Origin of the sequence: Propionibacterium sp. oral taxon 192 str. F0372, from assembly GCF_000413315.1 — a bacterium.
Classification (GTDB): Bacteria; Actinomycetota; Actinomycetes; order Propionibacteriales; family Propionibacteriaceae; genus Brooklawnia.
Window position 1 is genome coordinate 1,340,320 of record NZ_KE340297.1, and the last position, 20,236, is coordinate 1,360,555.

Sequence of the window (20,236 nt, forward strand, 5' to 3'; positions counted from 1 at the left end):
CGTGCGGGACCCCGCCAAATAATGTGCTTGAGGTCCGCCGGTCATTGACGAGTGCTCCTCGTTGTTACGGGTGCCACCCCGCCCGATCCTCGTCGATGTGGGGTGAAAGCATCCGGGTGGTGTGCCTCTCGCTACCCGGTCGGGCCGTGTCCTGGGTCCAGCTGATCTTTCCGAGTCTGGCCGGTGCCGTGCGAGGCAATAGGCTTGGGTCATGAGAGATGCACCAGCGCCCATCAAGTGGGAGTACTTCGTCGCCCCCGTGCTGAGCCACGTCGCCCAGCAGATTCTCAACAATTTCGGCTCCGAGGGATGGGAGCTCGTGCAGCTGGCTCCCGGGCCCAACCCGGACACTCTCGTCGGATATTTCAAACGCCCACTCCAGGAGGCATGATGACAGTCAGTCAGAACCTCGCCGATCTCGGTATCGAGTTGCCGACGGTGGCCACCCCGCTCGGCTCCTACCTTCCCGCCTTGCGCGACGGGCAGCACGTGCTCACCTCTGGTCAGTTGCCGATTGATGCTGTGGGCAACCTGGTCGCCGGTCGGCTAGGCGCTGATCTGGATGTCTTGGCTGGTCAACAGGCTGCACGCCAGGCAGCGCTCAACGCCGTCGCAGCGGCTGCCTCGGTTGCCGGCGGCATCGACGTCATCTCCCGGGTGGTCAAGGTGACCGTCTTTGTCAACTCCGATCCGGTATTCACCGACCAGGCGGCCGTCGCCAACGGGGCCTCGGATCTGCTGGCCCAGATCTTCGGTGACCAGGGAAGGCACGTGCGTTCCGCGGTTGGCGTGGCCGTGCTGCCGCGCAATGCGGCCGTCGAGGTTGAACTGACCGTTTCCGTTTGATGTTCGACCAGCTGCTGGCCGCACTCGGCGACGACAACTTGGTCAGGAGTTGGGGAATAGCCGATCGACGCCGCCCTGTGGGAGCCGCCAGCGCCGCGGTCCTCGCCCTACTGTCGCGTGGTGATGACCCGGACCTGGTATTCACCGAGCGCGCCTCCGGGCTGCGAAAACACGCGGGGCAACTCTCCTTTCCGGGTGGGCGGCGGGATCCGGGAGACGCCGATGAGATCGCCACCGCGCTGCGTGAGACTCGTGAGGAGATCGGCCTGGAGACCCAGGAGGTCACTGTGCTCGGCACCATGCCCACCACCCGGCTGCCGGTGACTGCCTTCGATGTTGTCCCCGTCGTCGGTACCTGGGAGGGTACGGGAGAGCTGGCCCCGGTGAGTTCCGGCGAGGTTGCAGCCGTGCATCGCTGGCGGGTGTCCGAACTCGCCGACCCGGTCAACCGGGTGACTGCCCTGCACAGATCCGGGCGGACCGGCCCCGCCTGGGTCTTCGGCGATCTCTTCCTGTGGGGTTTCACTGCCTTCCTCACCAACGCCCTACTCGACTTGGGTGGTTGGTCGCAGCCCTGGGACCGCAGCCGCACCCTTCCGGTTCCCGAGAGATTCGCCAGGGATTCGACGCATTCGGGGGACCAAGTGCGTGGGTGAGCTGTGCGGTGAAGGCAAGTAATGAGGAATGCAGGTACCCGTTGATCACGTGTGATCAGCGACGTGCGTGTTGACGTCCCACGCTTGGGTGCCGCGCGGTCGCATTAGGTGGAAAATTCAGTGAGTCCAGCCTGCGTCGCGGTCGGTGGATAGCGTCCCCAGGCTCGCGACCTCCAGGCCATCGGCGGGAGTGCGATGGTTTTCGACGTTGTCAATTCCTGATTCGATGGCCATGGTGATGGCGCTGATTGATGCCTTGGTCTCGGCGATCGTCGCTTGCGGGGTGCGAACCTTCTTCAGTTGACGCCATCCGATGAGAGCAATGATCAGTGTGAGGATCAGGAAAATCACGGCCAGCACGGTGAAACCGAGAGCCAGTGCGGTGATCGGGTGGCGGTCTAGTACTTCGGCGAAGATGATGGACAGCCCGAAACCGGCCGCCAGCAGAGCCACCTCGAATAGTACGACGGCGAAGATCAACGCCGCGATGATGCCGCCTGCCCCGAAACCACCGTGCTTGACCATCGGCTTGATCTCTGCGGCAGCCAGTTCCTTGATCTGCGCGAACATCTCGGGAACGGAGGTCCTCAGAACCCGGATGTACTCACCCACGTTCGTTCGCTGCGTCATGATCGGTCCTCTCATCCTCACTACGAATGGCGATCTAAGCCTAACGGTCCCAGCCATGCTCAGGGACACAAGGTGTCAGATGATGATGTGAAGGGCACCATCACCCAGGGTGATTGGCACCGTCAGTTCCTCGTGGTCGACGTGCGCCCGCCAGCAGTGCAGCTGGTAAGGGAGCTGCATCTCCGAGGTGCGTCCCACCCCGTCGAAGACCGCGTCGGCTCGGGCCATCACCTTGGTGCGTTCGACATCAGGCAGGGCCGCGACGGCCGGGGCGGACTCCACCATGGCTCTCACCTGGGCGCGAGTGATTGGCAGCCACAAGCGGAAATCCCGGGTCTCGACTCGCGGGAAATATTTTGAATCGACCAATGACCCGGTCTCCAGGTCGGTCGATTGCATCGCGTCGGCATCCACAGAACGCATCACCTCGATCAACCGCTGTACCCAGGGCACTGAGTCATCGCGCACGATCTGCCACCCGGCCGCCCAGCCTCCGGGTTGAAGGGAGCGGCTGATCTGTGACTGGATCTGCGTAGGGGAGGTGTCGCACCCTTGGCCGACGAGCACCACGTGGGCACTGCAGGGAGTCAGTGGCAGGTTCTGTGGTTCACCGACCATGGCGACGACCTGCTCGGAGTGGGGGTAGAGGGCGGCGAGTTTGTGCGCCCGGATCCACTCCTCCTCAACAGCAGCCACCCCATGCCCCTTGGCGACCAATTCGTGGATGATGCTGCGCGGGCAAGCCAAGGCCACCACACGCACTGGCTCGGCACCGATCAGCCAGGTGAGTGCGGCTTCCGGGAGTTTGGAATGGGAAGCCATAGTCCAATTCTATGGGAATCAGATGCCCAGCAACTCCTCCACCACGACGGCCCATCCCTCTTGGTCGTTGTCGCCCGCGATGTGGTCGGCGATATCGATCACCGCCGGTTCCGCGTTGGCCATTGCCACGCTTCGTCCGGCCCACTGCAGCATGTCCAGATCATTGGGAGAGTCACCGAAGGCGATCACCTCCTGCGGGGAGATGCCCGCTTGCCGGGCGATCCATGCAGCGGCGGTGGCTTTGGTGACCCCGGCGGCCGAGATCTCGACGAAGGGCACCCCCGAGGTGGTCACCACCACCCCGACATGGGCAGCTTGTTCACAGGCGGCTATCAGCTCAGGCAGGGGCGTGGCGGACGAGCGGACGACGATCTTTGTCGCCTCGTGGGTGATCAATTCCTCCAATGGGGCGGTTTGGATCGTTTCGAGACGACGCCCGTGATCGCCGGGATGCATCAGACCGAGGTACTCCGGTTCAGCGATGAAACCCCATCCGGCTTCGGTGAGAACCGCGAATCGTGCGTTGGCGTCCAGGTCGGTCAGTTCTGTCACGAAGGCGGATAGCACCGTGGGGGATACCGGTCGATGGATCAGTACCCGTTCGTTGGCTGCGTCGTAGACGACGGCCCCGTTGGAACAAATGACCCGCGATCTCAGCCCAGACGGCAGCAGACGGCCGATCTCGACCACCGACCGTCCGGTTGCGGGGACGACCATGATCCCGGCGTCGAGAGCAGTATCGATGGCCGCCAGGGCTCGCTCGGAGATCGTCTTGTCGCTGCGCAGCAGCGTCCCATCGAGGTCGGTGAGAATCATGCGAATGGTCACCCACCGATCCTATGACGTGGGGATGCCGGTGCTGGTGTGAGTTGTGCACAGGGCTTCGGTCAATCTGAACGAAGCCACGGCGTCCGGACATCATCAGTGCATGAACCCGCTGCTGATCTCCCGCGACCGGGCGCTGTCCGAGATCGTCGAATCCGTTGCTGCGGCCGCCCAGGTGCATCTTGACCTGGCCCGTGATGTCGACCGAATCCGTGCTGCTTGGCGTGGCGCTCCAGTCGTGCTCATCGGCTCCGATCTCGCAGCGACGGTGCTCGGCATGGCCTTGCCACACCGTCCAGGGGTGCACCTGTGCACCACGGACGCCGACAGCGCCTTGGCATGGTCTATGCCCCTGGGAGCGCCGGTGCTGGTGCTGCCCCAGCACACCGGGTTCCTGTCGGCGGTGATCAGCGGAGACCAGGATGCTGGGCGCTCCGCGGTGGTGGTGCGAGTCATCGGCGGCAGTGGGGGAGTCGGTGCCACCACCTTCGCTGCGGCCCTGGCGCTTCGCGGTGCGCATCGCTCAATGAGCGCTGCGCTGGTAGAACTCGATGAATGGGGTGGGGGAATCGACTTGGTGATGGGGGCGGAAAAGACACCGGGGTGGCGCTGGCCCGACCTCACCGCGGCCTCCGGTCACCTGGGCGACATCACTGCTCACCTGCCGACGGTGCTCGGTGTCGACCTGCTCGCCATGCGGGCCACCAGCAACACAACACCATCGAACGCCGCCATCAACTCCGTGTTGGCGTCGCTGCGCAGATCGCACCAACTCGTCATTCTTGACTCGGGTGCCCGGTGGGAAGCGACCAGCCACGTCGACCATGATGTCCTGCTCGTCGCATCTGGGGTGAAGCAGGTTCTGGCTACTCGCTCCCGGATGGAAATCCTGGGATTGAGCGACGCTCACCTGGTGGTGCGGCGTCGCCCCGGGGCCTCGTTATCTCCGGAGTTGGTGGGGGAGGCCCTGGGGCTTGAGGTAAATGGGGTGGTGGGTGATGACCGTCGGCTGGCAACTGACGCAGCCTCAGGGGTGCCGCCGAGAGCTAGCCGGCGAGTGAACAAAGTGTGCGACCGGTTGCTCGACGCGATGGCGGTGAGCGATGACCAGGCCTGATCTGGAGGAGGTCCGCGCCCGGCTTGCCCGCACGGGTGGTTCTTGGACCCCGCACGATGTGGCCACTGTGCTGCGCGATCTCGGCTGGGCAGTCTCCGACGCCATGGTCCTGACGACGGTGGAGGCCTTGCACCGGGCAAGCACCGGGTGGGGCCCGCTCGACGAATTGGGACATCTTGATGGAGTGACCGACATCCTGGTCAATGGCCCCGACCAGGTCTTCGTTGACCGGGGCAGGGGGTTGGAGCGAGTGTCAGTGCACTTCGACGACGACACCCAGGTTCGTTGCCTGGCCACCCGGTTAGCGGCCAGGGTGGGGCGTCGTCTTGACGACGCCAGCCCGTGGGTTGATGCCCGGCTACCCGATGGCACTCGCCTGCACGCGGTGTTGGGCACCCTAGCCGACCCGGGTACGTGCATCTCGCTGCGTCTGCACTCCGGTGGGCACATGTCGATCACCGACTGGGTGGCCAATGGTTCGATCAGTGAACGGATGGCTGCATTGCTGGGAGTAGTCGTGACCTCCAGGGTTGGGTTCCTGGTGAGCGGGGGAACCGGGTCCGGCAAGACGACCCTGCTGTCGGCTTTGCTCGGATTGGTACCCGCGGAGCATCGGTTGCTGGTGGTGGAGGATTCCCGCGAGCTGGCCCCTGGTCATCCCCATTGCGTGCGGTTGGAATGCCGCCCCCCGAACTCAGAAGGCATCGGAGCGGTCACCATGACAGACCTTGTCAGGCAGGCACTCAGGATGCGCCCTGACCGGCTGGTGGTCGGTGAGGTGCGGGGTGGGGAATTGTGCGATCTGCTCACCGCGATGAACACCGGCCACGAGGGAGGATGCGGGACGATTCACGCGAACTCGGTAGCCGATCTGCCCGCACGCCTGGAAGCCTTGGCCGCACTGGGGGGCCTGGGACGGGAGGCCTGCCACTGCCAGGTGGCTGCCGCTCTTGACGTCGTCGTCCAGGTGTCCCGGCTGGCTGCCGGACGACGAGCGGTCACCCAGATCGGGATGGTCGGCACTGATGATGCGGGCCGGGTCGTCATCGTCGAGGCGGTCACCAGCCCCGACGGCCACCGTGTGGTGGCGGGGCCCGGATGGTCCCGCTTCGCTGCCCGGGTCGGGTTGCCGGAGGCAGGCGCGCCATGATTGTCGTCGCTATCGCCTGTCTGATTGCCTTGAGGTGCGTGCTGCCAACGCCCTCGGCCACCTGGATGCTCACCGACGCCAAACCCGGTAAATCTTTGTCGATCCCAGGTTGGCTGGTGCCGTTGGTGACACTCGGGGTGTGTGTCGTGGTGCTTAACCCGCGAGTTCTCGTCGGTGTGGTCCCAGCCGGGGTAGCCATGCTGACCATGAGATGGATCACCCGGCAGGTGCACGCCACCCGTCGGATTACCCGGGCACGAGCCGAAACCGCACGGATCTGCACCGCGTTGTCGGCCCAGCTCCAGGTCGGTGACATCGCCGAGGTTGCGTTGCGACGGGTGGCAGCCGATCACCGGATGCTTGATGAGGTCGTAGCCACTTCCCAGATCGGGGGATCGGTGCCCGATGCCTTGCGTGAATTGGGTACCCGTCCCGGCTGCGAGGGGTTTGCTTCGATGGGTCGGGCGTGGGCACTGAGCCAGGCTACTGGTGCCCCGCTCGCTTCGGCCGTCCAGACCGTTGCCGACGGTGTGCGGGAACAACGCGGGGTGGAACGCACCGTAGATGCTGAACTGGCCTCAGCCAAGGCATCGGGGCAGCTGATGGCTGCGTTGCCGCTTGCCGGAGTATTCATGGGATTCACCACTGGTGGCAATCCGTTGCGTTTTCTCGGCACCACCCTGGTGGGTCAGCTGTGTCTGGGAGCTGCGGTGATGCTGGTGTGCCTGGGTCTGGTGTGGACGATGTCGGTGGGCGACAAAGCGTCGAAGGGGGCAGCATGACTTGGGCGCTGTGCGCGGCGGGAGCATCCGCGTGGGTGTTCTTGTGGTGCGTGCTGCCCGACGACGGACACCGGCTGCATCGGATGATCCACCCGCCCGGCGGATCATCGCAGGGTAATCCGACGACTTGGGCACTCGCCGGGTTGACCGGGTTGGTCATCTGGCTGGGCATTGGCGGTGTGGCTGGGGCGGTTGCCGGTGTCGTCGCGATTCCGCTAGTGCTCAAGGCTATCGCCCTGCTCGACGCCCGCGGTCCGGCCCGGGTCAATCGGCAACTGGCCGAGCAATTACCCGAGACCTTGGACCTGATGCGGGCCGGATTGGACGCGGGGCTGCCATTGCGGACGGTGACCGCGCGGGTGACTGCACTCGTCCCGGAGCCCACGGCGTCACTACTGGGGGACGTGCTGGGCAATGTCGAGGTCGGGCGGTCAGACGATCGCGCCTGGGCACAACTGGGTGACCATCCGGTATGGGGAGATCTGGCTCGTGATCTGGCCCGCAGTGCAGCCTCAGGAGCTGCGATGTCCCGGCTGCTCATGGTCACCGCTCAACAAGCCAGGGCAGAACTGGGCGCTACCCGTACCCGGCGTGCCAGGGCCGTCGGAGTGCGCAGCGTGCTACCGCTGGTCACCTGCTTCCTGCCCGCTTTCGTGCTGGTCGGGGTGGTGCCGATCATCGCATCGACCCTCGCTGAGCTCAACTGGTGAATCGCACGTTGACCAAGGGACCTGCAGATTCGCAGGGTGAGGAAAGAAACTCCGGGTGCGGGCAGCACCCGGTACAAGGAAACCGACATCCAAGCAATCCGGTTCACAAGCCCGCGTGCGGGCAGCACCTGGGTGAAAGCGAATCTCGAGATGCGAGTTTTCCACAGTGTGTTGTCCAGATGGGCGTTCCGGGTTGACTCGCCGATCATCCCGGTGAGCCCGATTCCCGGGGCACCTGGCCCGACGGGCCCGAAGGAAGGAGCCGAAGATGGCTGACAACACTCCCAATACCCTCGACACCACCGCCTGCTCGGTTGTGGGCGAATATCTCGTCCCTGCTCCCGTGACGGCCCACACCGGTGTGGTGCGGCGGACACTCCAGCGGGGCATGGCGACCGCGGAATATGCGGTTGGCATCTTGGCAGCGGTCGCCCTGGCCTTGGTGCTGCTGAACATCTTCAAGCACAGCGAATTCTTCAGCCAGATGCTGAAATTCGTTGTCGATCTCATCGCAAAGATGTCCGGAATGCTCGGCTGACCAGTCACACGTCGGTGGGGCCGAGTTGCGCCCGGCCCCACCACTGACGAAGGAGAATCGCGATGCAACAACGTGGAATGGTCACCTTCGAGCTGGCCGTCGGTATCTTGTCCGCGGCAGTGGTGGCCACAGTGATCGGCTGGGGCATCTCGTTGCTCATGCTGCAATCCCGCTGCACCGATGTGGCAGGCCAGATCGCTCGTCAGCTCGGGCGCGGAGACACTGCGGCGGCAGCCAAGCTCGAATCGCTGGCTCCTGCGGGGGCCGCCATCATCACCGATGAGAAACCCGAGGAAGTCATGGTCCGTGTCACTGTCGATGCCCGTTTCGGGGTGCTCGGCCCACTCACCGTCACCGGCTCGGGCATCTCCCCGAGGCAGGGACGATGAACCTCCAGCGCGGTGCTGGTTCCGGGCTGGTCATCGCGATCATCATGGTTCTCGCCATGGCCGGGCTCGTCGCGGCCATCCATGGAGGTTGGCTGGCCTCCGGGCAGCGCGCTCGTTCGGCCGCCGACATCGTTGCCCTAGCCGCGGCCCAGGCTCATGCCGATGGTGCCGACGGCTGCGCCCAGGGCGGACGAGCTGCCGAGCAGAACCGAGCGAGGCTGGTTGAATGTGAGCTTACCAGTGGCTATGGGGAATTCGTCATTGACATCACTGTTGAGGTCGAGGTGCTCCCAGCCATCCCGGATGCCCCGCGCACCGCACGGGCTAGTGCTCGAGCGGGCATCGTCTCCGACGTCTCTGGGGGATGAAGCAGTTGTTCTCGATATCGTTCCAGCACGAATCGTCTTGGTGGGTGTCTTGTTTACCAAGCAGTTATGCAGTTCATGGTGGTGGGTTCTCATGGGCGTAACGGCTGGGTGCCGGGGAGCAGGTACCCGGAAGCCACCGCAATGATCCTGGTCAACCGGGCTCACTGCCCAGCAGTATCTCCAGCAGATCCGCGGCGCTGTGTTTGTCGAGCATTTGGTTGGCATTGCCGCATTTGGGCGATATACAGCAACTGGGGCAGCCCGCATCGCAGGAGCAACTCCGTAGTCGCTCTCGGGTGGCGGCCCACCATTTCTCGGCGATCTCGTAACCGTATTCGGCGAATCCCGCCCCGCCGTCAGCCCCGTCGTGGACGAAGATTGTCGTTGTGCCGGTATCGGGATGCAGGATCGCCGATAATCCGCCGATATCCCAGCGGTCGCAGGGAGCGAAGGCCGGGAGAAGCCCGATCGCGGTGTGCTCGGCGGCATGGATTCCCCCGCCCAGCTGCACTGTGCTTATCTGCAGCTCGGCCACCACCTCATCGGGTACCAGCCACCACATCGCCCGGGTCCGCATCCGGTGCATTGGCAGTTCCAGTGGGGTCTCGTCCCACACCTCACCGGTCTGCTCGTCGCGTCGCAGGAAACTGGTCACCTGCGAGGCCATCTCGATCTCGCCCCGGCACACCACACCGCGGCCCAGATCGCGACGATCGGTCTCTGCGAGAATGTGAATTTCCTCCTCCACCCGTGCCTGGGTGTAGTAAGGCAACTCGCTGCGTTTCACCAGAGCCACCCGGTCGTCGAGATTCAGTTCGCGCACCAGCCACTGCTCCGACTGGTGTAGATAGACCGCACCAGTGTGCACGGTGCGCTCCACCACTCCACGATCCACCGAGCCGATCACCCGTCCCGAGGCTTCTTCGACTATTTCCACCGGCTTGGTGGTTCCCCCTCGCAGATCGATTGAATCTACTGCCCGCTGTGGTTGGGTCCAGTACCATCCAGTGGGCCGGCGCCGCAGTAGTCCCGAGACGCTCAATTGGTTGGCGATGCCGGTCATCGTTGGCCCGAACCATCTCTCGTCATCCGGCGTGAGCGGCTGCTCCTGGGCTGCGGCAGCGAGGTGGGGAGCTAGAACGTATTTGTTTGAGGGGTGCAGCACCGTCCGTTCGACCGGATGATCAAAGATCAACTCGGGATGGGCCATCAGGTGGGCGTCCAACGGGTCATCCTTGGCGACGAGCACCACTAGGGCGTCATCGGCGCCACGCCCGGCCCGCCCAGCCTGCTGCCAGAATGCCGCCAGTGAACCGGGGAAACCCGTTATCACCACCGCATCCAGCCCGGCGATATCGATCCCGAGCTCCAGGGCGCTCGTCGATGCGACCCCGCCCAGTTCACCGCTGCGCAACTGCTTCTCCAGCGCCCGGCGGTCCTCGGCCAGATACCCGGCACGGTAGGAGGCGATCGCACGCCCCGAGGTGGAATGCTTCGCGGCCCACAACGCCACCAACTCGGCCTGGGCGCGGGAACGAACGAAGGTCAGCACCCGCATCCCGGCATCGACGAGCCCAGCCATCAACTCCGCGGCATCGTGCGGGGCATCGGATGCGGGAGCCCAGCACACCACGTCGCGCCCGGAATGCGGGGAGGAATCTTCGGCGACCTCGATGAGTGGGTTGGGCTCCCCGATGAGTTCTGCTCCAGATCTTCCCGCCTGCGCCATGGTCGCCGAGGTGAGGATGAAGGTGGGCTCTGCCCCGTGGACAGCGCAGAGCCGCCGTAGTCGCCGGATCACCTGTCCCACCTGGGACCCGAACACCCCGCGGCAGTAATGGGCCTCGTCGATCACCACATAACGCAGCGACGACAGGAATCGTGCCCAGCGGGTGTGGTTGGGCAGCACCGAGAAATGGATCATGTCCGGGTTGGAAAACAGGAAACCGGCGTGATCCCGGGCGAATTGACGCTCGGCGGGAGAGGAATCTCCGTCCAGCGCTCCGACAAGCCAGCCCTTTGGGCCGAGCCTGCGTGCCGAGGTCAATTGATCATGGGCAAGGGCTTTCGTTGGAGCCAGATGAAGGGCCGTGTGCCGGGCAACACCCAGCCGGGAACGTAGATCATCGCAACTCACACCGAGCCGCGCCCGGGCTGGGTCTACGGCCGTCGCTGCCATGATCGGCATCAGATAGGCCAGCGACTTGCCCGAGGCCGTCGGGGTGCTCAATGCCACGTGTCGTCCCGACCACAGATGCTGGGCTGCGGTCACCTGGTGCTGCCACGGGTGGTGGATACCCGCGGCGGTCAGTGAATCGCGGATCTCGCCGGGCAACCACTCGGGCCATTCGGCGCTCACCCCTGCGATGGCCTCGTGATGGCGGATTCCGACGACCCGCTCGTCGGAGATCAACCAGTCGGGAATAGCCATGGCACAACCCTGCCATGGCTGGATGGGCGGCTCGTCGCAATGTGGAGCGAAGTATTGTGCGACAGTGGGACGATGAAGCACCTTCGTGATCATCTGATCGCCGCCGACTACCGAGTTGATCCCGTGCTGGATCGCATCACCGAGGCCGGGCAGGCTGGGCTGGGCCGCAACTCGACAATCCCGGCGGCTACAGCCCTCGGGGATGCCGATGACCCGCAGGCCACCCTCATCAAGATGTTCGTCTTGGGGCGCGAGGTACCACGTCGTGATGCAGCCAGGGCGCTGCCCCTGGCCAGACTCGAAGGAACCGGGCTGGTCACCGTCACCGGGGACAGCGTCCGTGCCGAGGTCGATATCCGTCCCTATGGGTTCGAGATCCCCGATACCGAACCGGTCGCTGGGGCCCCTGCGACTTTCGATGGCTGGGTTGTCTCCGACCCCACTCCCGGCCTTGACAATGACCGTCGCCCAACACGCCCGGACTACGTTCTTGGTGTCTCCCCGGCTTCCACGACTCTGGCCGGGATGACGATCCCTGGCCATGTCGGCGCCGCCCTCGATCTCGGCACCGGCTGCGGGGTGCAATCCCTGCACCTGTCCACTCACGCCGACCGGATCGTCGCCACTGACATCAACCCGCGCTGCCTGCACTTCGCACGACTCACCGCCGCACTCAACAACATCGACGTTGATCTGCGCGACGGCTCCCTCTACGACCCGGTTCCCGAGAGTTTCGATCTCATCGTCACCAACCCACCTTATGTCATGTCCCCGCCGCGCACCGACGGATGCCTGGTCTACCGGGAGGCTGGGCTGCAATCCGACGACCTCGTGCGGCAGGTGGTCACCGGGGCACCCGCCCACCTAAACCCCGGAGGGGTCGCCCAGGTGCTGGCCAATTGGGCAATCACCGACGACCAGCCGTGGACGGAACGTGTCGCAGCCTGGGCAAACGGGGGCGCTGACTTGTGGATCATTGAGCGTGAACGGCTTGATCCCTTCGCCTACATCGAGATGTGGCTCACCGACGCAGGGCTGGCCGGGGATGCGACCTGGGAGGCCCGTTACCGGGAGTGGCTCGATTATTTCGATGCGCTGCACATCACCGGGATCGGCATGGGCTGGATCACCGTCGTCAATTCCGGACGTGAAATACCGGACGTGCACGTCGAATCCTGGCCCCATGAGGTGGTTCAACCTGTCGGTGTGGCACTGGGTGCCCGGTGCCGACAGGTCAGCGCGGCGTCTATGGACGACGGTGAATTGCTCGGGGCTCGATGGAGAATCGCCCCCGGTGTCGTCAGCGAGACCATGGGAAGTCTCGGGGCGCCCGATCCGCAGTACCTGGTCATGCGACAAGGACAGGGGCTCAAACGCGCCACCCAGCTGACCACTGAACTGACCGCAGTTCTTGGCGCCTGCGATGGGGATCTACCACTGGGGGTGATCATCGACGCCGTGGCACAGCTGATGGAGGCCGACGTCGCATCGCTGCGTGCTCAACTGCTCCCCGGAGTGCGGGCCGCGATCGTAGACGATTTCCTGCGGCTGGTGTGATCGCGGGTTATCGCGGTAGGTGAGGAGGGTGACCGTGTGGTGAAGTAGTTTCGGCATCGGTCATTGATCGCGCAGTACCCCAGGAGGTGAGAACATGGGAAGGCGGCTGCTCGTACTCGCCATGTGCCTGGTGGTGCTGTGTGGATGTGGGATGAGGTCTTCGACCGGAAAGGTTATGGTTCCCCGGGGCGATGAAACAGGCCTTGAGTTCATCGACTCCACCGGACTCGCCAGCGAATACGGTGTCTGGTCGGCGCATCTTGACCCGGCTGAGACCACCGGGCTCATGATCTATCTGCACGGCGATGGCCACGGCGAATTCGACCCGGACAGTACCGTTCTCGACGACTATGCCGAGGTCGCTCGCCGCCACCACCTGCTGATGCTCGCCGCGGTCACCCCGGACGATATGACCGGCACGTGGTGGGTCGATCCGGATTCATCCCGGTGGCTGGCGGAACTGGTGGCGGGTGCCCAGAAGGAACGCTCCATCGACCTGTCTGATGTGTGGCTTGTGGGTTACTCGGGAGGCGCCGAGGCAATCACCAACTATTTCATGACCATGCATACAAACTTGTTTACCGGGGGAGGGGCATTCATGGTGGCTGGAGGCGATTTTTACCAAGAAGCCGGGTTTGCCCCGTCGCTATCCGATGAACTCAAGGCGCACTATGAGATGGTCTGGGTGGCTGGTGACGAGGACCTCGGAGATTCCATCGACGAATTTAGTGGCTACTATGCCGCTGCACAGGGTGAACAGTGGTTCCGGGAACGGGGTGTGGTGCACACCAGCATGATCGTGCTCCCCGGCGAAGACCACTTCTCCACGCTGTATCGGAGCACCGAAATCCTCGACAAGGTGCTTTCCGAGGGGTGAGGGCCGCTGGGTAGATGTCACCCTCGCCGGGTCGGCATCACTTGCGTGGGAATCGTGCTGCACTGGCCTGCGCCGTGCCCGTTGGCTGCCTAACGACGAGATCGGTCGGGCACATTGCTCTTATTGACTATACCTCACGCGTATATACGCAGTGTATAGTTGTATTCATGGACACGCGAACCACTCTGCTGGGCCTCCTCGATGCAGGTTCTGGCTACGGATATGACCTGAAGAACAGTTGGGACAGATGGTTTGGTGATACCAAACCACTGGCCTACGGGCAGATCTACTCGACCCTCGCCAGGCTGCTGCGTGACGGCCTCATAGAGGCCCGCGGTTCGTCGGCAGGCGCGGGTCCTGACCGTAAGCAATACGCGATCACTCCTGCGGGTCATGACGTGGTGACCAAATGGATCTTCACCCCCGAGGTCCCGGCTGATTCGATTAAGGCCGAGTTATTCGCCAAAACGGTGATCGCCTTGCTGCTCCACGATGATGCCGAACGTTTGCTTGACTTGCAGCGCGCCGAGCACCTTGCCAGGATGCGCGAGCTCACCCGCGCCAAGAAGCAAGCCGACCTAGCCGGTGTGCTGCTCGCAGATCATTCGCTGTTCCACATCGAGGCCGATTTGCGCTGGATTGACCTCACCGCATCCCGACTGGGTGAACTCAGGGAGCAGGTGGTCGCATGACCAAGCAACAGGCCACTCATTCGGTCTGCGCAACTGGAATCGTCGACGCGGACATTCGCCCTGGGGTCATCATGTCGGCACGAGGGCTGGAGTTCTGGTTCGGCAGCACCCACGCCCTGCGCGGGATTGATCTCGACATCCGGCGCGACGAGATGCTGGCCGTGATGGGTCCGTCCGGTTCGGGGAAGTCCACTCTGCTCCATGTGCTTGCCGGGGTCTTGGTGCCGTCGGCCGGAAGTGTTCATTTCGATGGCCGTGATATCACCCGTCTCGGTGAGGCTGCCCGTTCCACCTTGCGGCTGCGCGAGTTCGGTTTTGTCTTCCAGTTCGGGCAGCTGCTGCCCGATCTATCGGCAGTGGACAACGTGACATTGCCGCTGCTCATGTCCGGGGTCTCCCGTAAACAGGCCATCGTGCAGGCCCGTGAGATCCTCGATGGCCTCGGCCTAGGCGATCAATTCGACAAATTGCCTGCCCAGATGTCTGGTGGCCAGGCGCAACGTGTTGCCGTTGCCCGGGCCCTGGTTACCTCGCCTCGTATCCTGTTCGCCGATGAGCCCACCGGTGCTCTCGACTCGCTGGCGGCCGAACGAACCATGGAGGCTCTCACCAGCGCGGCAAAGGCAGCCGGGGCTGCGGTGGTGATCATCACTCATGACCCGAGGACTGCGGCCCATGCCGACCGGGAGGTCATGGTGCGTGATGGGAGGATCAGCTCGGGCACCGGACTCTTGGTCGACGACCCGGCAGAGGACCTTGACCATCCGGGAAGTGCGCTATGAGTCCCGCATTGGTGCGTCTCGTCCTTGCCGGTGACCGGGAGTCGCGACGGCGGCTGGTGGGTATTGCCGCGGGCATGATGCTCGGTGTGGCGCTGGTGCTCATGCTGGTCAGCGCCTACCAGGCATTCGGTGCCCGGAGTCTGCGCTCCACCTGGGTGCTGACCATTGCCGGTGACACCACGCCGCTGAGCCCCGACGTCGTCCTTGACTCCGGTCACGTTGCCACCGCCACCACCAATGACTTCCACGGCGACCAAGTGATCCAGGTGCTCAAGGTGGCCGCCACCCCCGACAGCACGGTGCATATCCCCGGTGCCCCGCGGATTCCCGCCGCCGGTGAGTACATCGCATCACCGGCGCTGGCCGAGCGTATCGCAGCGACTCCGGCCGACGAACTGGGCGACCGTTACGGTACCTCGATCGGCACCCTCGATCCCGGTGTTGTCGAAGGCCCAGAATCCAAGGTGATCGTCGTAGGGACGTCGCTCTCGGAGGTTGTGGCCACCAGTTCCACGGGAGGGGCCCAGGTGCGCACCGAATTCATCGGCTATGAATACGCCTCAATCTCCTACCGCATCGTTGCCGTCGTCGGAGCATTTGCCGTGCTCATTCCGGTTCTGCTGCTCATCGGCATCGTCACCGACCTGGGAGCAGCCCAGCGCGCCGAACGCTTTGCGACTCTCAGGCTGATTGGTGCGACTCCGGGTGGGGTGGCCCGGCTCGCTGCCCTGGAAACAGGGATCGTCAGCGGTATCGGTTCGCTTCTCGGCGTCGGGCTCTACTTCGCCTGTATCCCATTGGCGGCCCGCCTTCGGGCGGGAACCAGCAGCTTCTATCCCAGCGACCTGGTGTCGAGCCCGTTCGTCATCGCCTGTTGTGTCGTGGTGACGATGGTGAGCGCGACGGCGGTGGCGTGGTGGCGGACTCGTCGTGCTGGTCTCGGCCCGCTGGGTGTTTCCCGGGAGCGCATCGAGAACCCGCCCAGTGCTTTGTCGCTGATTCCGCTGGCGGTGGGGCTGATCACATTGGGTGTGGGCCCGTTGGTGGGGACGCAAGACGATCTCGTTCCGCGCTTCCCGCTGCTGATTGGTGGCTTCCTGCTTACCATGACTGGCATTCTGCTCGTCGGCCCGCTGTTCACCTGGTGGGTCGCACGGATCAGCGCCACCCGCGTTCGCAGCGCCGCCGCAGTCATGGGCCTGGGACGGGTCATGCGTCATCCTCGTAATTCATTTCGCACAGTGGCCGGGCTGGTCATCGCGATGTTCGTCATCACCGTCTTCGCCGTGGCGATGACCGGGACCGCGGGGGCCCGGAAGATCAAGCAAGGTACCGGCTACTTGCCGGTGAGTATCGTGGTGGCCAGGACCGCCGACGATCCTGCGCAGGCGATGCAGCGTCTCACCGCCACTGCCGGGGTCACCACGACGGTGACTGGCTCTTTCCCCGCACAAGAAGAGGGCAAAAGGGTCGTGCTCTCCCGCCCAGATGCCGAGGCCATGGGCATGTCGCAGTTGCCCGAGGGAGCCGACCACGTGTCCGTCTCTGTGGGCTGGTTGACTTCCAAGCAGGCCGACCCTCAACCTGCTGAGGCGCCCACGACTCCGGAGACCCTGGTGCTCGTGGCCACCGATGGTGACCAGCATTCGATCGAGCGGGTCAGAACGATCTTGGCCCCGATGGCCACCATGCCGGTGTTTACCCTCCCCGATCTCACCCGGATGGATTCCATGGCGTTGGAGAACCAATTTGCGGGCATGACGATCGTCGGAATCATCGTCGCAGGATGCATCTCTGCTGTGTCGATGGCGGTATCGGGAATAGCCGGTGTGCTTGCTGGGCGACGGGTTTACAGCTTGCTGGGCCTCATCGGAATGCCCGTGGCGACGCTGCGACGCATGATCGCTCAGCAGACCCTGACCCCCTTCGTGACCGTCGTTGCGCTCAGCATCGGATCGGGCACGTTCACGGCATGGGCACTCGTGAGCGGGGTGTCTTCCCGCCACATCGACTGGCCTTCTCCGCTCTACCTGTCGGTTTTCGCAGGCTGCGCGGTGATGATCCTGCTCAGCATCCTGGCCACCGCCAAGGCTGGTGGAAGAGTGATCGGTACCACTACCAGATTTGAATGAGCACATGGTTGAGTGGGGCTGGATCTTGCGCCACCCCGGGTCCTGAACCAGCCTAACTTTCCGGGTGAATCCCACGGGAACCGTTGGATTGTTGCCGGTGGCCACGGGTAACCTGCGACTTGTCACCCCGCCTAGCAGCCGGAGGTGGCGCATGAGCCGGGACGATCCCGGCCAACTGGAAGGGAGCGCACGTGGCCACGAAAACTCGTCGGCTGGTGATCGTCGAGTCGCCGACCAAGGCGACCATGTTGTCGCGATTCCTCGGTGATGGCTACGTCGTGGAGTCCAGCCGTGGCCATATCTGCGACCTGCCCACCGGTGCATCCGAGGTGCCCGCCAAGTACAAGGGTCAGGCATGGGCCCGCACTGGGGTGAATGTCGACGATGACTTCGCGCCGCTCTACGTCGTCCCAGCTGACAAGAAGGCCACCATCAAGAAGCTCAAGGCTCTGCTCGCCGACGCCGACGAACTCTTCCTGGCAACTGATGAGGACCGCGAGGGGGAGGCCATCGCCTGGCACCTGCTGCAACAGCTGAAGCCCAGGGTGCCGGTGCAGCGCATGGTCTTCCACGAGATCACCCCCGAAGCCATCCAGGCCGCCGTCACCAATCCCCGATCCTTGGACAACAACTTGGTTGACGCCCAGGAGACCCGTCGCATCCTAGACCGGCTCTACGGCTACGAAGTCTCCCCGGTGCTGTGGAAGAAGGTCATGCCGAAGCTGTCCGCCGGGCGCGTGCAATCGGTGGCCACTCGGTTAGTCGTCGACCGGGAACGCGAGCGGATCGCCTTCACCGCCGCCGATTATTGGGATCTCACCGCAGGCCTTGATGCCGGGGCATCCGCCACCCCGCGGCTTTTCGACGCCCGGTTGACCCACGTCGATGACGTGCGCATCGCCCGTGGCACCGATTTCGACGCCACCGGCTCGCTCACCACCGACGCCCTGGTGCTCGACGAATCCGGAGCCCGTGGGTTGGCCCGCGCCTTGGAGAATGCCTCGATCAAGGTCTCCGCGGTCGAGTCGAAGCCCTACTCGCGTCGTCCAGCAGCACCGTTCCGCACCACCACCTTGCAGCAGGAAGCAGGACGCAAACTCGGATTCACCACCGACCGCACCATGCGGGTGGCCCAGGAACTCTACGAATCCGGTTTCATCACCTACATGCGTACCGACTCGGTTTCGTTGTCCGAGCAGGCGATCAAGGCCGCTCGTGCCCAAGCCACCGAGTTATACAGTGCCGATCACGTGCCTGACAAGCCGCGCGTCTACTCCTCGAAGGTGAAGAATGCCCAGGAAGCCCACGAGGCCATTCGCCCGGCAGGTGATCACTTCCGCACCCCGAAGCAGGTGAAACTGTCCGGTGACCAGGCGAAGCTTTACGAACTGATCTGGCAGCGCACCGTCGCATCACAGATGGCCGATGCCAAGGGCCAAACACTGACCGTCAAAGTGGATGCCACGCTGGCTCAGCGTCTCGGTCTTGGCGCCGAGATGGCTACCATCAAGGTGCGCCGGGCCAGTTTCGCATCCTCCGGGCGCACCATCACATTCCCGGGCTACCTGCGGGCCTATGCCGACAACGATTCCGAGGACGAGCAGCCGAAACTGCCCGTCTTGCAGCAGGGCCAGAAGCTGGAACTGGCCGATGCCCGTCCCGAATCCCACAGCACCAAGCCGCCGGCCCGCTACACCGAGCCCACGCTAATCGCCAAGCTAGAGGAACTCGAGATCGGCCGCCCGTCGACATATGCCTCGATCATCCGCACCATCACCGCCCGTGACTACGTCTGGAAGAAGGGCACTGCCTTGGTGCCTACGTGGTTGGCCTTCGCCGTCACCCGGTTGATGACCACCCACTTCCCGCACCTGGTTGACTACCGGTTCACCGCAGAACTTGAGGACAAGCTCGACCACATCGCCAATGGCGATGCTAAACGCCTTGATGTGCTGAAGAATTTCTTCTTCGGTGAGGTCGGCCATGAGCGCGAGGGCCTACACGGAATGGTCGCCAATCTAGGTGAGATTGATGCGCGCGGGCTGTCCACATTCCCGGTCGGCGATGCGGGCGAGGGCATCAACGTGCGGGTCGGGCGTTACGGCACCTATCTGGAGGATGCCGACGGCAATCGGGCCAATGTGCCTGACGCGATGGCCCCCGACGAGCTCACCGTGGCCACCGCCCGCGAACTGCTCGCTCACCCCACCAGCGAGGAACGCGAACTGGGTACCGATCCGGTCAGTGGTCATCCGATCATCGCACGCAATGGGCGTTACGGACCCTACGTGACCGAGGTGCTGGCAGTCGACGAGTCGTTACCCAAGTCGAAACAGCCCAAGCCGCGTACTGGTTCGCTGTTTCGCACGATGACCTTGGACACCATCACTCTCGACGAAGCCCTCAAGCTGTTGAGCCTACCCAGGGTGATCGGCGTCGACGATGAGGGGATGGAGATCACTGCCCTCAACGGACGCTATGGCCCCTACATCAAGCGGGGTTCCGATTCGCGCACTCTGCCCAGCGAGGAGTCGCTGTTTACCGTCACTCTCGACGAGGCGAAGGCCTTGCTCGCCGCGCCGCGTACCCGCGGCGGGGCCCGTGCCGCAGCCGCTCCGCTGGCCGAACTGGGAGAAGACCCGGCGACTGGGAAACCGCTGGTGATCAAGGACGGTCGGTTCGGCCCCTACATTACCGACGGTGAGTACAACGTGACCATTCCGCGCGGAACCGAGGTGGCGGCAGTCACCTTGGAGCAGGCCGCCGAGTTGATCGCGGCGAAGCGGGCGAAGGGCCCGGCGCCGAAGAAACGTGCCACCCGTAGCACGGCCAAGAAGTCTACAAAGACTACCGCCGCGAAGAAGACCACGAAGTCGGCTGCCGCCAAGAAGACCGGCACCGCCAAGGAATCCACCGCCAGCAAGTGACTCAG

The 20,236-nt window shown here is 64.0% G+C and carries 20 protein-coding genes; 16 read left to right on the plus strand and 4 right to left on the minus strand.

What is annotated here, in order from left to right; translation table 11 throughout:
- Positions 1-211: 211 nt before the first annotated feature.
- Genes HMPREF1531_RS06240 through HMPREF1531_RS06250 form a run of 3 tightly spaced genes read left to right on the plus strand, consistent with a single transcriptional unit; the run spans position 212 to position 1,502 of the window.
- Positions 212-391: a hypothetical protein gene (locus HMPREF1531_RS06240; protein WP_016669082.1), complete on the plus strand. Its 180-nt coding sequence runs from the start codon at positions 212-214 to the stop codon at positions 389-391.
- Positions 391-846, plus strand: coding sequence for a RidA family protein (locus tag HMPREF1531_RS06245; protein ID WP_016669083.1), 456 nt, complete (start codon positions 391-393; stop codon positions 844-846). The genes HMPREF1531_RS06240 and HMPREF1531_RS06245 overlap by 1 nt, the downstream gene beginning before the upstream one ends.
- Positions 846-1,502, plus strand: coding sequence for an NUDIX hydrolase (locus HMPREF1531_RS06250; RefSeq protein WP_016669084.1), 657 nt, complete (start codon positions 846-848; stop codon positions 1,500-1,502). Before HMPREF1531_RS06245 ends, HMPREF1531_RS06250 begins: the two co-directional genes overlap by 1 nt.
- Before the next feature lie 117 nt (positions 1,503-1,619).
- Here the strand turns inward: HMPREF1531_RS06250 and HMPREF1531_RS06255 are convergent, their stop codons facing one another.
- The 3 genes from HMPREF1531_RS06255 to HMPREF1531_RS06265 form a co-directional block, all read right to left on the minus strand.
- Positions 1,620-2,132: a phage holin family protein gene (locus tag HMPREF1531_RS06255; RefSeq protein ID WP_016669085.1), complete on the minus strand. Its 513-nt coding sequence runs from the start codon at positions 2,130-2,132 to the stop codon at positions 1,620-1,622.
- Between the two features lie 75 nt (positions 2,133-2,207).
- Positions 2,208-2,954, minus strand: a complete 747-nt coding sequence (locus HMPREF1531_RS14160) for a hypothetical protein (protein WP_016669086.1) — start codon at positions 2,952-2,954, stop codon at positions 2,208-2,210.
- Positions 2,955-2,972: 18 nt separating this feature from the next.
- Positions 2,973-3,782 (minus strand): Cof-type HAD-IIB family hydrolase, encoded by an 810-nt coding sequence (locus HMPREF1531_RS06265; RefSeq protein ID WP_016669087.1) that lies wholly within the window; start codon positions 3,780-3,782, stop codon positions 2,973-2,975.
- Positions 3,783-3,882: 100 nt separating this feature from the next.
- Here HMPREF1531_RS06265 and ssd point away from each other — a divergent pair, with 100 nt between their 5' ends.
- The 7 genes from ssd to HMPREF1531_RS06300 all read left to right on the plus strand — a co-directional run bounded on the left by ssd (position 3,883) and on the right by HMPREF1531_RS06300 (position 8,833).
- Complete coding sequence (ssd, locus tag HMPREF1531_RS06270) at positions 3,883-4,896, plus strand: septum site-determining protein Ssd (protein WP_016669088.1); 1,014 nt, start codon at positions 3,883-3,885, stop codon at positions 4,894-4,896.
- Complete coding sequence (locus HMPREF1531_RS06275) at positions 4,883-6,046, plus strand: TadA family conjugal transfer-associated ATPase (RefSeq protein WP_016669089.1); 1,164 nt, start codon at positions 4,883-4,885, stop codon at positions 6,044-6,046. The genes ssd and HMPREF1531_RS06275 overlap by 14 nt, the downstream gene beginning before the upstream one ends.
- Positions 6,043-6,828, plus strand: a complete 786-nt coding sequence (locus tag HMPREF1531_RS06280; RefSeq protein ID WP_016669090.1) for a type II secretion system F family protein — start codon at positions 6,043-6,045, stop codon at positions 6,826-6,828. Before HMPREF1531_RS06275 ends, HMPREF1531_RS06280 begins: the two co-directional genes overlap by 4 nt.
- Entirely contained in the window at positions 6,825-7,538 is a 714-nt protein-coding gene (locus HMPREF1531_RS06285; protein ID WP_016669091.1) for a type II secretion system F family protein, read from the plus strand. Before HMPREF1531_RS06280 ends, HMPREF1531_RS06285 begins: the two co-directional genes overlap by 4 nt.
- A 268-nt stretch (positions 7,539-7,806) precedes the next feature.
- Positions 7,807-8,076, plus strand: coding sequence for a DUF4244 domain-containing protein (locus tag HMPREF1531_RS14165; protein ID WP_016669093.1), 270 nt, complete (start codon positions 7,807-7,809; stop codon positions 8,074-8,076).
- Between the two features lie 62 nt (positions 8,077-8,138).
- Positions 8,139-8,465 carry a TadE family type IV pilus minor pilin gene (locus HMPREF1531_RS06295; protein ID WP_016669094.1) on the plus strand — a complete coding sequence of 109 codons (327 nt, stop codon included), beginning with the start codon at positions 8,139-8,141 and terminating at the stop codon, positions 8,463-8,465.
- Entirely contained in the window at positions 8,462-8,833 is a 372-nt protein-coding gene (locus tag HMPREF1531_RS06300; RefSeq protein WP_016669095.1) for an Rv3654c family TadE-like protein, read from the plus strand. The genes HMPREF1531_RS06295 and HMPREF1531_RS06300 overlap by 4 nt, the downstream gene beginning before the upstream one ends.
- A gap of 151 nt (positions 8,834-8,984) precedes the next feature.
- Here the strand turns inward: HMPREF1531_RS06300 and HMPREF1531_RS06305 are convergent, their stop codons facing one another.
- Positions 8,985-11,264, minus strand: coding sequence for a DEAD/DEAH box helicase (locus tag HMPREF1531_RS06305; protein ID WP_016669096.1), 2,280 nt, complete (start codon positions 11,262-11,264; stop codon positions 8,985-8,987).
- A 39-nt stretch (positions 11,265-11,303) separates the two neighbouring features.
- Here HMPREF1531_RS06305 and HMPREF1531_RS06310 point away from each other — a divergent pair, with 39 nt between their 5' ends.
- The 6 genes from HMPREF1531_RS06310 to topA all read left to right on the plus strand — a co-directional run bounded on the left by HMPREF1531_RS06310 (position 11,304) and on the right by topA (position 20,231).
- On the plus strand, positions 11,304-12,821 hold the full coding sequence (locus HMPREF1531_RS06310; RefSeq protein ID WP_016669097.1) for a DUF7059 domain-containing protein: 1,518 nt from the start codon (positions 11,304-11,306) through the stop codon (positions 12,819-12,821).
- Positions 12,822-12,915: 94 nt separating this feature from the next.
- Positions 12,916-13,698, plus strand: coding sequence for a hypothetical protein (locus HMPREF1531_RS06315; protein ID WP_016669098.1), 783 nt, complete (start codon positions 12,916-12,918; stop codon positions 13,696-13,698).
- 167 nt (positions 13,699-13,865) lie between these two features.
- Positions 13,866-14,390 (plus strand): PadR family transcriptional regulator, encoded by a 525-nt coding sequence (locus tag HMPREF1531_RS06320; protein ID WP_036897375.1) that lies wholly within the window; start codon positions 13,866-13,868, stop codon positions 14,388-14,390.
- Positions 14,387-15,172, plus strand: coding sequence for an ABC transporter ATP-binding protein (locus HMPREF1531_RS06325; RefSeq protein WP_016669100.1), 786 nt, complete (start codon positions 14,387-14,389; stop codon positions 15,170-15,172). The genes HMPREF1531_RS06320 and HMPREF1531_RS06325 overlap by 4 nt, the downstream gene beginning before the upstream one ends.
- On the plus strand, positions 15,169-17,304 hold the full coding sequence (locus tag HMPREF1531_RS06330; protein ID WP_016669101.1) for an FtsX-like permease family protein: 2,136 nt from the start codon (positions 15,169-15,171) through the stop codon (positions 17,302-17,304). The genes HMPREF1531_RS06325 and HMPREF1531_RS06330 overlap by 4 nt, the downstream gene beginning before the upstream one ends.
- A gap of 191 nt (positions 17,305-17,495) precedes the next feature.
- The gene (gene topA, locus HMPREF1531_RS06335) at positions 17,496-20,231 is read left to right on the plus strand and encodes a type I DNA topoisomerase (protein ID WP_016669102.1); all 2,736 of its coding nucleotides are present in this window, start codon (positions 17,496-17,498) and stop codon (positions 20,229-20,231) included.
- The last annotated feature ends 5 nt before the right edge of the window (positions 20,232-20,236 follow it).